Origin of the sequence: Streptomyces sp. B93 (assembly GCF_018070565.1) — a bacterium.
Classification (GTDB): Bacteria; Actinomycetota; Actinomycetes; order Streptomycetales; family Streptomycetaceae; genus Streptomyces.
This window is the reverse complement of sequence record NZ_JAGPXL010000006.1, coordinates 1-13,442: the sequence shown is the minus strand read 5'-3', so window position 1 is coordinate 13,442 and position 13,442 is coordinate 1. Positions and strand designations below refer to the sequence as shown.

Annotated in this window: 13 protein-coding genes and 1 pseudogene; 7 read left to right on the top strand and 7 right to left on the bottom strand. The window is 73.3% G+C overall.

Features of this window, described 5'->3' with window-relative positions; all coding sequences use genetic code 11:
* Positions 1-15 precede the first annotated feature (15 nt).
* From KBY47_RS07655 to KBY47_RS07645, 3 genes are all read right to left on the bottom strand, one after another.
* Positions 16-795 carry an enoyl-CoA hydratase/isomerase family protein gene (locus tag KBY47_RS07655; protein ID WP_374103059.1) on the bottom strand — a complete coding sequence of 260 codons (780 nt, stop codon included), beginning with the start codon at positions 793-795 and terminating at the stop codon, positions 16-18.
* A 124-nt stretch (positions 796-919) separates the two neighbouring features.
* Entirely contained in the window at positions 920-3,148 is a 2,229-nt protein-coding gene (locus tag KBY47_RS07650) for an acetate--CoA ligase family protein (protein WP_210920203.1), read from the bottom strand.
* A 221-nt stretch (positions 3,149-3,369) separates the two neighbouring features.
* Positions 3,370-4,554, bottom strand: a complete 1,185-nt coding sequence (locus KBY47_RS07645; protein WP_210920202.1) for an NAD(P)/FAD-dependent oxidoreductase — start codon at positions 4,552-4,554, stop codon at positions 3,370-3,372.
* A 181-nt stretch (positions 4,555-4,735) separates the two neighbouring features.
* Between KBY47_RS07645 and KBY47_RS07640 the strand changes: the two genes are divergently transcribed.
* From KBY47_RS07640 to KBY47_RS07630, 3 genes are read left to right on the top strand one after another with little or no spacing between them, the layout of a single operon-like run.
* Positions 4,736-5,188 (top strand): DoxX family protein, encoded by a 453-nt coding sequence (locus KBY47_RS07640; protein ID WP_210920201.1) that lies wholly within the window; start codon positions 4,736-4,738, stop codon positions 5,186-5,188.
* Positions 5,185-5,628 carry a Zn-ribbon domain-containing OB-fold protein gene (locus KBY47_RS07635; RefSeq protein WP_308405079.1) on the top strand — a complete coding sequence of 148 codons (444 nt, stop codon included), beginning with the start codon at positions 5,185-5,187 and terminating at the stop codon, positions 5,626-5,628. The genes KBY47_RS07640 and KBY47_RS07635 overlap by 4 nt, the downstream gene beginning before the upstream one ends.
* A gap of 31 nt (positions 5,629-5,659) precedes the next feature.
* On the top strand, positions 5,660-6,262 hold the full coding sequence (locus tag KBY47_RS07630) for a GNAT family N-acetyltransferase (protein WP_210920199.1): 603 nt from the start codon (positions 5,660-5,662) through the stop codon (positions 6,260-6,262).
* A gap of 40 nt (positions 6,263-6,302) precedes the next feature.
* Here the strand turns inward: KBY47_RS07630 and KBY47_RS07625 are convergent, their stop codons facing one another.
* The 3 genes from KBY47_RS07625 to KBY47_RS07615 all read right to left on the bottom strand — a co-directional run bounded on the left by KBY47_RS07625 (position 6,303) and on the right by KBY47_RS07615 (position 8,711).
* Positions 6,303-6,989 (bottom strand): pyridoxal 5'-phosphate synthase, encoded by a 687-nt coding sequence (locus KBY47_RS07625; protein WP_210920198.1) that lies wholly within the window; start codon positions 6,987-6,989, stop codon positions 6,303-6,305.
* A 26-nt stretch (positions 6,990-7,015) separates the two neighbouring features.
* A complete protein-coding gene (locus KBY47_RS07620; RefSeq protein ID WP_210920197.1) occupies positions 7,016-7,441 on the bottom strand; it encodes a pyridoxamine 5'-phosphate oxidase family protein in 426 nt (141 codons plus the stop codon).
* Positions 7,442-7,523: 82 nt separating this feature from the next.
* On the bottom strand, positions 7,524-8,711 hold the full coding sequence (locus KBY47_RS07615) for an acetyl-CoA acetyltransferase (RefSeq protein WP_210920196.1): 1,188 nt from the start codon (positions 8,709-8,711) through the stop codon (positions 7,524-7,526).
* A 120-nt stretch (positions 8,712-8,831) separates the two neighbouring features.
* On the opposite strand from KBY47_RS07615, the gene KBY47_RS07610 reads away from it, so the two are divergent.
* Together KBY47_RS07610 and KBY47_RS07605 are read left to right on the top strand one after the other, a co-directional pair.
* On the top strand, positions 8,832-10,016 hold the full coding sequence (locus KBY47_RS07610; RefSeq protein WP_210920195.1) for an acyl-CoA dehydrogenase family protein: 1,185 nt from the start codon (positions 8,832-8,834) through the stop codon (positions 10,014-10,016).
* A complete protein-coding gene (locus KBY47_RS07605; protein ID WP_210920194.1) occupies positions 10,013-10,489 on the top strand; it encodes a nitroreductase family deazaflavin-dependent oxidoreductase in 477 nt (158 codons plus the stop codon). The genes KBY47_RS07610 and KBY47_RS07605 overlap by 4 nt, the downstream gene beginning before the upstream one ends.
* 85 nt (positions 10,490-10,574) lie before the next feature.
* On the opposite strand, the gene KBY47_RS07600 is transcribed toward KBY47_RS07605, so the two are convergent.
* Positions 10,575-11,210: a TetR family transcriptional regulator gene (locus KBY47_RS07600; protein WP_210920419.1), complete on the bottom strand. Its 636-nt coding sequence runs from the start codon at positions 11,208-11,210 to the stop codon at positions 10,575-10,577.
* Positions 11,211-11,344: 134 nt separating this feature from the next.
* Here KBY47_RS07600 and KBY47_RS07595 point away from each other — a divergent pair.
* Together KBY47_RS07595 and KBY47_RS07590 are read left to right on the top strand one after the other, a co-directional pair.
* Positions 11,345-12,100 (top strand): annotated as a pseudogene (locus KBY47_RS07595) (VOC family protein); the annotation flags it as partial.
* Positions 12,101-12,456: 356 nt separating this feature from the next.
* On the top strand, positions 12,457-13,442 hold a 986-nt coding region (locus tag KBY47_RS07590), incomplete at its 3' end, for a serine/threonine-protein kinase (protein WP_308405078.1).

Below are 13,442 nucleotides of genomic sequence, written 5' to 3'. Positions count from 1 at the left end.
AGCCGCCGGAGCAGGTCAGCGGCCCTCGAAGTGTGGGCTCCGGCGTTCCGCGAACGCCGTGAGGCCCTCGTGGGCGTCTGCCGTCGTCATGTTGATCTCCTGGGCGGCGGCCTCGGCGGCGAACGCGGTGGCGCGGTCGGTGTCGAGGGAGGCGTTGACGAGCTGTTTGGTGAGGGTGAGGGCGCGGGTGGGGGCGGTGGCCAGGCGGGTGGCCCAGTCGTGGGTGGTGTCGGTGAGGTCGGCGTCGGGGACGACCCGGTTGACCAGGCCCAGGCGGGCGGCGTCCGCGGCGGTGAGGGCGTCGCCGAAGAACATCAGCTCCTTGGCGCGGTGCGGGCCGATCAGGCGGGGCAGCAGGTAGGCGCCGCCGCCGTCGGGGACCAGACCGCGGCGCACGAACACCTCGATGAAACGGGCCGATTCCGCGGCCAGGACCAGATCGCAGGCGAGCGCCAGATGCGCGCCCAGGCCCGCCGCCGTGCCGTTCACCGCCGCGATCACCGGCTTCTCACAGTCGAGGACGGCCGCGACCAGGCGCTGGGCGCCCAGACGGAGCGTGCGGGAGACGTCACCGGCGACACGGGGCCCGGCGCCGGCCCCGCCCCGCAGATCCGCCCCCGCGCAGAAGCCACGGCCGGTCCCGGTGAGCACGACGGCGCGCACGGTGGGGTCGGCGGAGGCGTCGGACAGCAGCTGGATCAGGCGTTCACGCAGGTCAGGGGTGAGAGCGTTGAGGGCTTCGGGGCGGTTGAGGGTAATGCGGGAGACGTGATTGTCAGTGGTGTGCTGTACCAATGACTCAGCGGAATTTTCCGACTCGGGCCCATTAGAACAAGTGGGGCGAGTGGGGCGATATGCGGAGTCCGCTGTGTTTGGCGAACTACGGGGGGAGTTAGGCGTGTTCATGCGCATGCTCGTTTCACTGGCACACCGCCAGCGCGTCCAGCGCCACGGCGCCCTGGCCCCTGGGCAGCACCACCAGCGGGTTGATGTCGAGTTCCGCGAGGTCGTCGCCCAGCTCCAGGGCCATGCGCTGGACCCGCAGGACGACCTCCACGAGCGCCTCCAGATCGGCGGGGGGCCGCCCGCGCACCCCGTCGAGGAGGGCGCGGCCACGCAGCCGGCCGAGCGCCGCACGGACCTGCTCCTCCCCGAAGGGCGGCACGCACACGGCCGTGTCCCGCAACACCTCCACCAGCACTCCGCCCAGCCCGGCCGTCACGGTCGGCCCGAAGAGGTCGTCATGGGTGACGCCGACGACCATCTCCACGCCCTGCTCGACCATCTGGCAGACCAGCACCCCGTCCAGCGGCACGTCCTCGCGGCGGGCGATGTCCGTCAGTTCCCGGTAGGCATCGCGGACCTGGGCGGCGGAGGTCAGCCCGACCTTCACCAGCCCCAGCTCGGTCTTGTGCGCGAGACGCGCCCCGGACGCCTTCATCACCACCGGGTAGCCCACCAGCCCCGCCGCGCGCACGGCCGCCGCCGCGCTGGTCACGAGCTGTTCGCGCGGCACCCGTATGCCGTAGGCGCGCAGCAGTTGCTTCGCCGCGTGCTCGCTGAGCTGCTGTCCCGGGCGCATCAGCTCGCGCGCCTTGCGGTAGGAGGGCGAGGGGGAGCGGGGGGCCTCGTCGAAGGGGGAGCGGTAGTCGCGCACGAAGCGGTGGTGGCCGAGGTAGGCGCGGACGGCCGTGAGGCAGTTGGCGACGGTACGGAAGGTGGCCACCCGGGACGAGCCGAGCAGGACCTCGCGGTAGGCGCCCTCGGTGCCGACCGGCGACCCCCACACCACGCACACCAGCTTGTCGGTCTCCTCTGCCGCGTCGACCAGGTCCCGCACGAGCCGGTCGCTGAGCGGGGGGAAGGGCCCGGTGACCGGGCAGATCAGCACCCCGACGGCCGGGTCGGCGAGCAGCGCGTCGATGATCTTCCGGCCCCGGTGGTCGCCCACCGGATGCCCGCCGTTGTCGACCGGGTTGGCCACGCTCAGATAGCCGGGTATCCACTGGTGCAGCTCGGCCTGCTTGCCCGCCGAGAGCGTCGGCAGCTCAAGGCCCGCCGCCGTGGCCAGGTCGGCGACGTGGGCGCCGGTGCCGCCGGAGATCGAATAGACGGCGACCCCGTCGGCCCGGGGCGGGCGGGCCCTGGCCAGCAGCGCCGCCGTGTCCTGGAGTTCGTCGAGGCCGTCGACGCGGATCACGCCGTACTGCCGCATCGCCGCGTCCACCACCGCGTCCGCGCCGGTCAGCTTGCCGGTGTGGGAAGCGGCGGTGCGTGAACCGGTCTCGGTGCGGCCGACCTTGACCGCGACGACGGGCACCCCGCGGCGGGCGGCGCGGTCGGCGGCCAGCAGGAAGGCGCGGCCGTCCTTCAGGCCCTCGATGTAGGCGGCGACGGCGCCGACCTCGGGCCGCTCGGCGAAGTAGGAGAGGAAGTCGGCGGTCTCCAGGTCGGCCTCGTTGCCGGTCGGGGCCCAGTGGGAGAGGCGTACGCCCAGCTCCTGGAGGGCGAAGACGGGGCGGCCCTGGTGTCCGGACTGGGTGATCAGGGCGATCGCCGGGCCGCTGAGGTCGGTGCGGAAGCGCTCGAAGGCGTTGAGGTTGGTGTTCGGTCCGAGCAGCCGCATCCCGGACCGCTCCACGGCGGCGGTGAGCCGGGCCTGCGCGGCGGCGCCCTCCGTGCCCGTCTCCGCGAACCCGGAGGCGAAGACCACCGCGAACCTCGCCTTGGCCTCGGCGAGTTCCTCGACCACGGGAAGGGGATCGGCGACCAGCAGTACGGCCAGGTCGACCGGTCCGGGCAGCTCGGAGACGGAAGGGAGACAGGGAATGCCGAAGACGGAGTCACGGGAGGGGTGCACGGGGTGCAGCCGGGCGCCCACCCGCCCAGCCCAGTCGAGGAGTTGCCGGGTGACGCCGGTGCCCGGCCGCCCCTCGGCGTCCGAGGCGCCGATCACGGCGACGGACTCGGGGCGGAAGAGGCGGTCCAGATCGGGCACGTCGGCGTGGAGCGGTCGGCCGCTGACGTCGAGGTCGCCGACGTCGGCCGTCCGGCCGTGGACGGCGGCGCCGGGGTGACGCTCCCCGCAGGCGATGACCCGGGCCCGGCGGGAGTCGGTGGTGAGGGTGCCGTGGGTTGATCCAAGCATCGGTCCGCCCGCTCCTGTGTGACAGCCAACAACAGCCAACAACAGCCGACAACCGCCAGCGACGGCCAGCCGGCGACGCAGCCATGGCAATAACTGACGCTCTGTCAGTTATCTCAGATTACTGAACTGACGGAGGGTCAGGAACCGTCGTGCGACGGCCAAATCACGAGCGAAGGGGGAGAGCGATGACCTACAGGGCCCACCCGGGCGGGCCGGCCCGTTCAGCCGACGACGCGCGACACCTTGCCGTCCATCCGCCGGGCGACCGCCTTCGCGATCTTCTCCGCGTCGATGGCCAGCTCGCGGAGCATGCCGCTGATGGGGTTGGTGAAGCCGGTGAAGTACAGGCCGGGGGCGTTGCCCGGGGTGCGCGCGCCCCGGACGACCGGCCGGCCGCGGTCGTCCAGGACGTCGAGGTGACCGACCAGCCCCTCCAAGCCGCGGACATAGCCGGTGGCCGCGATGACCGCGTCCGGGGCGACCCGGTCGCCGTCGGCGAGGACGACCTTGCCGTCCTCGAACCCCTCCACAGCGGCCACCACCTCGACCCGCCCGGCGCGCACCGCGTCGATGAGGCCGACGTCCTGCACCGGCACCGCGCCCTCGCGGACCCTGCTGTACAGGCCGGTGTCGGGCCGGGGCAGACCGTGCTCGGACAGGTCGGGCAGCGACACCCTGGCCAGCGGCCGGGCCATCCGGTCCACCAGGCCGACCGGGAGCCGCCGGACGAGGACGCCGGTGTACTGGGCGGGCCATCCGGCGGTGGAGCGGCGGACGATGTGCGGCGCCGTGCGGACGGCCAGCCGCACCCGGGACGCCCCGCCCTCGACCAGGTCGACGGCGATCTCCGCACCGGTGTTGCCGACCCCGACGACGAGCACGTCCCGGTCCGCGTACGGCTCGGCGTTGCGGTAGTGCGCGGCGTGCAGGAACTCGCCGGTGAAGGAGTCGCGGCCGGGCCAGTCGGGGACGCGGGGCGTGTGGTTGTAGCCGGTGGCGACGACCACCGCGCCGCCGGTCAGCTCCCGGCCGCCGGTGGCGTGCAGCAGCCAGCCGGTGCCGTCGGGCGCCCGGTCGACGCGGGACACCTCGACGCCGGTGACGATCTCCAGCTCGTGGCGCTCGGCGTACTTCTCCAGGTAGCGGACGACGTCGTCGCGGGAGACCCAGCGGCCGAAGCGGCGCGGCATCGGCAGTCCGGGCAGCGCGGAGCCCCTGCGGGTGGTGTGCAGGCGGAGGCGGTCGTAGTGGCCGCGCCAGGACGCGCCCACGCCGTCGGTCTTCTCCAGGACGACCGCGCGTATGCCCTGGGCGCGCAGCGCGTACGCGGCGGAGAGCCCGCCCGGCCCGCCGCCGATGACGTACACGGGGCGGTCGGTGGGGTGGGGTGCGGTGGAGTCGGCCATGGGCGCGAGCGTAATCCCATGCCGTGTTGTTGGGTCTCGGTCAAGACCGGAATTGGTTGCGGATTGATCACGGGTGTGTGGGGGTTGTGCGGATGGGATCTTCGGGCGCCCTTCAGGTGCCGACCCAGGGAGCGGCGGGAGAGCTGGCCATCTGACGCCATGTCAGCTATAGACATCATCCATGGACACCATCTGGCTCACCGGCGCCGAATGGCTCGCCGTCCTGCGTATCGGGCTCGGTCTGTGGTGGCTGGAGAGCTGGCGGCACAAGGACCGCACGGCGTGGTTCCAGCGGGGCAGCGGCATCGCCTGGGCGGGGGAGATAGCCGACCGGCACCGGTGGCGGGCGGTGCGCTCGGGCTACCAGCGGCTGGTGGCACCCCGGCCCAGGGTGATGGCGTACACCGTGGTCCACGCCGAACTCGCGCTGGGCCTCGGCCTGGTCAGCGGCTTCCTCACCCCGGTCGCCCTGCTCGGCGGGCTGCTGCTGAACCTGATCTACCTCACCCTCATGATCCACGACATGGCCGAGCAGGGGCAGAACCTGATGATGGCGCTGATCTCGGCCGTCGCGTTCTTCGGCATGTCCTGGCAGACCTGGTCCCTCGACAGCGCGCTGGGATGGTTCCTGTGAGACCGCCGCACCAGAGCACGGCGACGACGCGGTACGACCTCCCGGAGGCCGACGCCTTCACCCGCGCCTACTGGACGGCGGCGGCGGACGGACGGCTGCTGCTGCGGCGCTGCGGGGCGTGCGGCCGGGCGCACCACTACCCCCGGGAGTTCTGCCCGCACTGCTGGAGCGACGACGTGACCTGGCAGGAAGCCAGTGGCCTGGCCACGCTCCACACCTGGTCCGTCGTCCACCGCAACGACCTGCCACCGTTCAGCACCCGCACCCCGTACGTCGCCGCCGTCGTCGACCTCGCGGAGGGCCCCCGGATGGCGACGGAGATCGTCGACAGCGCACCGGCGGACCTGCGGGCCGGGACGGAACTGACGGTCGCGTTCCGGGACGGTATCCCCGTGTTCCGGCCTCGCCCCGTTCCCGCGCGCCGCGCGGAATCGACGTGAACCCGCGCCGCCGACGCGTTTCAATGGCCGGATGGCTCACCACATAGTCGCCCCCACCGGCCACCCGCCCCTCCCCGACCTGCACGGCCACGGCCTGCGGCTGTCCCACTGGGACGCGAACGCCGACGCCGACGCGGCGGACTGGCTGCGCGGGCTGGCCGACCGGGAGTTCCGGCGCTGGAACACGCCCCTGACACCGGTCACCGACCTCGACGACGCCCGCGCCTCACTGCGCGTCAAGCAGCGGCACGAGACCGACGGCACCGGCGCCTCCTTCCGGATCACGGACGCCGCGACGGGTGCGACGCTGGGCCACGTCGGCGTCAACGAGATCGACCACGTCATGAGCGTCGCCCGGGTCGGCTACTGGATTCTCCCCGAGGCCCGCGGCCACCGCGTCGCCACCCGCGCCCTCGCCCTGGCCGCCCAATGGGCCCTCACCGACCTGGGCCTGCACCGCCTGGAACTGGGCCACGCCCTCGGCCACGACGCGTCCTGCCGGATCGCCGAGCGGTGCGGCTTCCCGTACGAGGGGACACTGCGCGGCGCGATGCTGGAGGCGGACGACCGGGACGCCTTCCGCGACGTCCACCTGCACGCCCGGCTCGCCACGGACCCGCCCCCCGCCATCTGACCGGCGCCTCCCGGGAGCACCCGTCTGTCCGCCCCCGCCCTCAGGGCCACAACAACTCCCGCACCCAGCCACCCCCGCCCTCGTCCCCCTCCCGCCGATACCGCAGCCGGACATGCCGCCGCCGTGCGTCCCCCTGGAAGAACTCCACCTCCTGCGCCCGCACCCGGTACAGCGTCCAGGTCGGGACGGGCGCGTCCGGTTCGCGTTCGGCGCGTTCCCAGGCGGCCCGGGAGGCCCGGTCCAGGGCGTCGTACGACGGCAGGACCTCGCTCTGGTGGCCGGTGAGGGCCGCCGCCAGGGCGCCCGTGGAGCGGGCGTGCAGATCGGCGGCGCTCTCCGTGGCGGGCGCGGCGGTGACCCGCCCCCGGACGCGGACCTGGCGGCCCAGGACGGCCCAGTAGAAGCCGAGCGCGGCGTACGGGCGGGCGGTGAGCTGGCGGCCCTTGCGGCTGGTGGCGTGGGTCGCGAAGGACCAGCCGTCGGCGTCGGCGCCGTGCAGCATCACCGTCCGCACGTCCGGCAGGCCCGCCTCGTCCGAGGTGGCCAGGGACGGGGTGTGCGGCTCGGTCTGTCCGGCGGCCACCGCGTCCGCGAACCAGGCGGTGAACAGGTCGAGGGGGTCGGCGGGCGCGGCGGCCGGGTCGAAGGCGGGCAGTTCGGTGACCTGTGGGTCCCACACCCGCAGGGACCTCAGCAGCTGGTCGAGACGATGAGCATCGGTTCCCATGCCCCGATTGTGGGGGCCGGGAGCGCTCAGACCGTGCCGAGGTCCGAGGACACCCAGTGCTCGGGGCGCATGTGGAGCACGACCATCTCGCCGTGGTTCTTCCAGGAGAAGTCCACGTAGTCGTCGACCTTCTCGGCGGGCAGGTAGCGGGCGGAGATCTCCCGGAGCAGTTCCCGGGTGGCGGGGACGGTGTCGACGACCGGCCCCTCGACCGACACGTACCGGATGGTGGGCTCGGTCCGGTCGACCATCAGGGAGAACCGGCCCGCCGCGCTGACCAGCTGGTTCTTGCGGGAGTCGAGGCCGGTGAGGACCCAGGGGTCGCCGCCGGGCGCGTACTGGTACCAGATCGGCACGGTGAGCGGGGCGCGTCCCGGCCCCGCGTCGACCGAGAAGGCGGCGATGTGCGGCTCGGCGAGGAAGAGTTCACGCTCTTCGCGGGTCAGGGCCATGGCGGTCTCCTTCGACAGCGGCGGCGGGCGTGCCTACGTTTCACGACAACGCGCCCCGCGCGGGACGGTGTTCCCGGTTCGGTCACCCGGCGCCCAGCACCACCGTCCCCGACGAACAGAACCAGCCACCGGTCCCGGAGGCCACCGCCAGCCGCGGCAGCCCGCCCCCGGCGCGCCGCACCTGCCGCTCCCCGGCCTCGCCGCGCAGCTGCCGTACCGCCTCCACCAGCAGGAACAGCCCGCGCATCCCGGGATGCTGGGCGGAGAGCCCGCCCCCGTCGGTGTTCACCGGCAGTTGCCCGCCGCGCACCCGCAGTCGTCCCTCCCCGACGAACGCCCCGCCCTCGCCCTTCCCGCAGAACCCCAGGTCCTCCAGCGTCACCAGGGTCATGTAGGTGAACGCGTCGTAGATCTCCGCGAAGTCGATCTCGGCGGGCCGCACCCCGGCCCGCTGGAAGGCGAGCGGCCCGCTCACCGCGGCCGGGGACACGGTGAGGTCGGGCCAGGAGGACAGCGCCGCGTGCGAGACGTGCTCACCGGTGCCGAGCACCCACACCGGCCGGGTGCGGCAGTCCCGTACGTACTCCTCGGCCGCCAGCAGCACGGCGGCGCCGCCGTCCGAGCGCAGACAGCAGTGCAGCCTGGTGAACGGCTCGGCGACCGGCGGCCCGGACAGGACGTCGTCGACGGTGACGGGGGTGCGGAACATCGCCTCCGGGTTCAGCGCGGCGTTCGCCCGGGTGTCCACCGCCACCCGCGCCAACTGCTCCACCGTCGTGCCGTACTCGATCATGTGGCGGCGGGCCGCCATCGCGTACTTCGCGATCAGTGTGTGGCCGTACGGCACCTCGAACTGCGCCGGACCGCGCCCGCCGAAGTCGTACGTCGCCCCGCGGCGGCCCGCCTTCACGTCCGCGCGGGCCGTGGAGCCGTAGACCAGCAGGACGGCGTTGGCGTGCCCCGCCGCGATGGCGTCGGCGGCGTGCGCGGCCATGACCTCCCAGGTGGCGCCGCCCACGGAGGTGGAGTCGACCCAGGTGGGGCGCAGCCCCAGATGGTCGGCGATCTCGACGGGCGCGAGGGTGCCGGTGCCGGTGGACGCGAGGCCGTCCACGAGAGCGCGGTCGAGCCCCGCGTCGGCGAGCGCACGGCGGGCTGCCTGGGCGTGCAGGGTGTACGGGGTGGCGTCGTCGACACGACCACAGTCGGCGAGGGAGACCCCCACGACGGCCACGTCTCGCCGGGCGGCTGTTGTCCTGGCGGCGGTCATGAATCTGACGGTACATCAGGTAGTGCGGGATTGCTCTCGCCCGGACCCTGGGAAACCCGACCCGCCACACCTAATATGACGGGCCGTCAGATATAACCGTCCCCGCCCCAGGAGTCCTCCATGGACGCCCGTCTCACCCCCGAGCAGCAGGACATCCGCCGCGCCCTGCGCGCACTGCTGGCGGAGCGGTGCGGGCCGCAGGACGTGCGGGCCGCCGTCGACACCCCGGCCGGACACGACCCCGCCCTCTGGGCCGCCCTCGCCGAACAGCTCGGCCTGCCCGGACTCGCCCTCCCCGAGGCCTACGGCGGCATCGGCGGTACGTCGACCGAGCTGGCCCTCGCCTGCGAGGAGACCGGCCGGGTCCTCGCCCCCTCACCCCTGCTCGCCACCGCCGTCCTCACCGCACCCCTCGTGCACGCCCTCGGCACCGACGCCCAGCGCGCCGAACTGCTGCCGCGCCTCGCCTCCGGCGCCCTCACCGCCGCCCTCGCGGTACCCGGCCCCGCCCTCGCCACCGCCCTCGCCCTCACCGGCGACAACGGCGGCGACTGGGCGGGCGGCGGACGCGCCGGGGGCGTACAGGCGCGGCGGACGGACGGGGAGTGGCGCCTTTACGGGCAGGCCGACCAGGTTCTCGACGGGCACAGCGCCGGACTGCTCCTCGTCGCCGCCCACACCGGCGGGTTCGCCCGGTCGCGCGTCCGGCTGTTCCTCGTCGACGCGGACGCGCCCGGGGTGGTCCGGGCACGGCAGACCGCGCTCGACGCGACCCGCCCCCAGGCCCGGGTCCAACTGCGGGATGCCACGGCCGACATGCTCGGCGAGGAAACCCGCGCCGTACTCACCGCCCTCGCCGCCGTCGGCGACACCGCCGCCGCCGTCCTCGCCGCGGAGGCCGTGGGCGCCGCCGACCGGGTGCTGGAGCTGACGGTCGAACACGTCCGGCGGCGCGAGCAGTTCGGGCGCCCCATCGGTTCCTTCCAGGCGGTCAAGCACCGACTGGCCGACGTCCACGTCCAGCTCCAGGCGGCCCGCTCGGCCGCCTACTACGCCGCCTGGGCGGGCCCCCACGGCCCTCACGGCGAGCGGGTCGGCGCCCTCGCGCTGGCCCAGGCGCTCCAGGCGCTGCGCACCGCCACCGCCGAGGGCATCCAGCTGCACGGCGGCCTCGGTTTCACCTGGGAGCACCAGGCGCACCTGTACTTCAAGCGCGCCGCCGGTGACGAGCTGCTCTTCGGGCCGGTGCACCGGCTGCGGGCGCATGCCGCCGAACGGGTGAGACTCTTCGAGGAGGCCAGGTGAGGAAGGCCGTGGTACGGCTCGTGCAGCGGGTGTCCGCCACCCGGGGGTTCGCGCGCCTCGCGCCGTACGTCATCCCCGCCCTGGACCGGGGCGTGCACCGGCTCACCCGGGGAAAGGTGCTGCTCAGCGCGTTGCTGTTGCCGGGGGTCGTCCTCACCTCCACGGGGGCGAGGAGCGGGCTGCCACGGCGTACGCCGCTCGCGTGCATGCCCGACCCTGACGAGGACGGCTGGATTCTTGTCGGCTCCAACTTCGGCCGGCCCGGTCACCCCGCCTGGACCGGCAACCTCCTGGCCCGCCCGGACGCCGGGATCAACTGGAAGGGGCAGGACATCGCGGTGACCGCACGGCTGCTGACGGGGGAGGAGCGGGCCGCGGCCTGGCGGGCGCTGGTGGACTTCTGGCCGCCGTACGCGGCGTACCAGGAACGGGTGGAGCGGGAGATCAGGATCTTCCGGATCGTCCGGCGGTGAGCGCGGCAGGCCGTGGCCCACCCGGGTGGACCACCGCCTGCTGGACAGGACTCGATGACCGCGCCGACCGCCGCCGACCGGCGGACTACTTGGTGGGCTTCCTGCCGGTGATACCGAGGTACACCAACAGCGCCAGGTTCGGCTTCAGCTCGGCCTGCTTGACGCCCCAGGACGTGAAACCCTTCTGGTGCGACGCCACCGCCGCGAGCATCGCGACGAGCGAACCGGCGATCGCGGCCGGGTTCACGTCCTTGTCGACCCGCCCCTTGGACTGCAACTCCGCGACCGCGTCCGCGAGGGAGTTGTTCACCGAGTTGAGGATCTTCATCCGGAGCTTGTAGAAGCGTTTGTCGCCCTCGGCGGCACCGAGGTCCACGACGCGCAGGATGGCGTCGTTCTTCCGCCAGAACTCCAGGAAACCGTCGACCAGTTCCTGCGCGGTCTGCCACCCCGCCTTGCCGACCCAGCTGCGCCCCTCGACGACCTCGGTCAAACCGGCGCCCTCGGCGGCCATTTGCTCGGCGATCTCCAGGACGGCGCCCTCGACGTCCGGGAAGTACTGGTAGAAGGTGGCGGGCGAAGTCCCCGCCTTGCGGGCGACGTCGATGACTTTGACGTCGCGGTACGGAGAGGAGCTGAGCATCTCGCTGAGGCAGTCGAGCAGCTTCTGCCGCGTCGCCTGCCCACGCCGACCGGCCACGCGGCCGTCGACGGTACGCACTTGTCCTGTCATGCCGTCAGCTTACCGAGGGGTGATCTGAGCGCGATTCGGCCGAGTGCAAATGGGGTGCACGGGCTGTTTGGCGGTGGTGCGCCTGGTAGGCGGGGTGCGCGCGGCCCCGTTACCTTGATCGCATGGCCGAAAACAGGGCATCTGACGCCGAAGAGACGTATCCGGACCCGGAGCCGGAAAGGTACCCGGAGGGCGCCCCCTGCTGGGTGGACGCGCAGCTCGCCGACCTGGAGGCGGGCAAACGGTTCTACGGTGGGCTCTTCGGGTGGTCCTTCGAGGAGTCCTACGGCGGCACGGTATGGGCCTACGCCGAGGGCGACCCCGTCGCCGCGCTCGCGCACAAGGCGGACGGCAGGCTGCCCACCGTGTGGACGGTGTACTTCGCCACCCCCGACGCCGGCGCCCTGACCCGGCGCATCCACGCCGCGGGCGGGCAGATCGTCACCCACCCGATGCCGCTCGGCGACCTGGGCACGGCCGCCCTCGCCACCGACCCCGACGGCGCCGTCTTCGGCCTGTGGCAGCCGGGCACGCACGACGGCTTCGGCCGCCGGCACCAGCCCGGCACCTTCGGCTGGGCCCAGCTGTACGCCCGCGACACCGCCGCCGCCAACGCCTTCTACGGCGGTCTCTTCCACGACGCCCTGTTCGGCCCGGACGCCGAGCCCGACTTCGGCCGCGCACCGCTCACCGAGGTCTTCCCCGCCGAGATGCCACCGCACTTCCTCGTCCACTTCCAGGTGGAGGACTGCGCGGCGGCGCTGGCGGAGGTGGCCCGGCTGGGCGGACGCGTGCAGGTCGACCCCTTCGTCACCTCCTACGGCACGGTGGGCGTGGCCAGCGACGACCAGGGGGCGTCGTTCGCGGTGCTGGAGCGTGAGTGGGGCCGGGACGGGAACCGGGACAGTGGCCGGGACCGGGAGCGGTACGCGGATCGGGAGCGGTACGAGGATCGGGGGGCCGGGCAGGAGCGGGCCCCCGAAGCGGGGCAGAATGAGGCGCCGGAACCGGTCACGGAACCGGATCCGAAGCGCTGAGCTGCGGCTTTTGTAACTTATATAGGAAGACACCCCATTCCTCACCGGGTTCGCAACCTGCGCTCCGGACAGGAAGAATCGGGGTGCGTGCCGCCATGGCGGTGCGGTGGTGAGACGCTGCACAGGGTCGCGTACATATGTGACGAGGTCGCGTACATATGTGGGAGACGCGGCTCGTACGGGGAGGTGGCAGGCAAGTGGTGGATCAGCTGACGCAGCACGATCCGCGGCGTATCGGGCCGTTCGAGGTGCTGGGACGGCTGGGGGCCGGCGGCATGGGGCTGGTCTATCTCGCGCGCTCGGCGTCCGGGCGGCGCGTGGCGATCAAGACGGTCCGCACCGAACTCGCCGAGGACCAGCTGTTCCGGGTCCGCTTCACCCGCGAGGTGGAGGCGGCCCGCGCGGTCTCCGGCTTCTACACGGCCGCCGTCGTCGACGCCGACCCGCGCGCCGCCGTGCCGTGGCTGGCCACCGCCTACGTGCCCGCGCCCTCCCTCGAGGAGATAGTGAACGACTGCGGCCCGCTGCCCGCCCAGGCGGTGCGCTGGCTGGCGGCGGGCGTCGCCGAGGCCCTGCAGTCCATCCACGGCGCCGGGCTCGTCCACCGCGACCTGAAGCCCTCCAACGTCCTCGTCGTCGAGGACGGCCCCCGGGTGATCGACTTCGGTATCGCCTCCGGGGTCTCCAACACCCGGCTGACGATGACGAACGTCGCCGTCGGCACCCCCGCGTACATGTCACCCGAGCAGGCGAAGGACTCCCGCAGCGTCACGGGCGCCTCCGACGTCTTCTCGCTCGGCTCCACCCTCGTCTTCGCCGCCACCGGCCACCCGCCCTTCCACGGCGCCAACCCGGTCGAGACGGTCTTCATGCTGCTGCGCGAGGGCCCCGACCTGGAGGGCCTGCCCGACGAGCTGCGCCCGCTGATCGAGTCCTGCATGCAGATGGACGCCGGAGCCCGCCCCACCCCCGCCGACCTCCAGGCGCAGCTCGCCCCGCACCTGTTCGGCTCCGGCTCCGACGACAGCGGTACGGCGTCGGCGTGGCTGCCCGGCAAGGCGGTCGCCCTGATCGAGTCCCGCCGCGGCGGCCGGCTGCCCGCACCCAAGCCGCACCACAGCCACGGCGGCGGGCACCACGCCCCGGGCCGCGGCGGCAACCGCCCGCACGTCCCGCCCCCGCC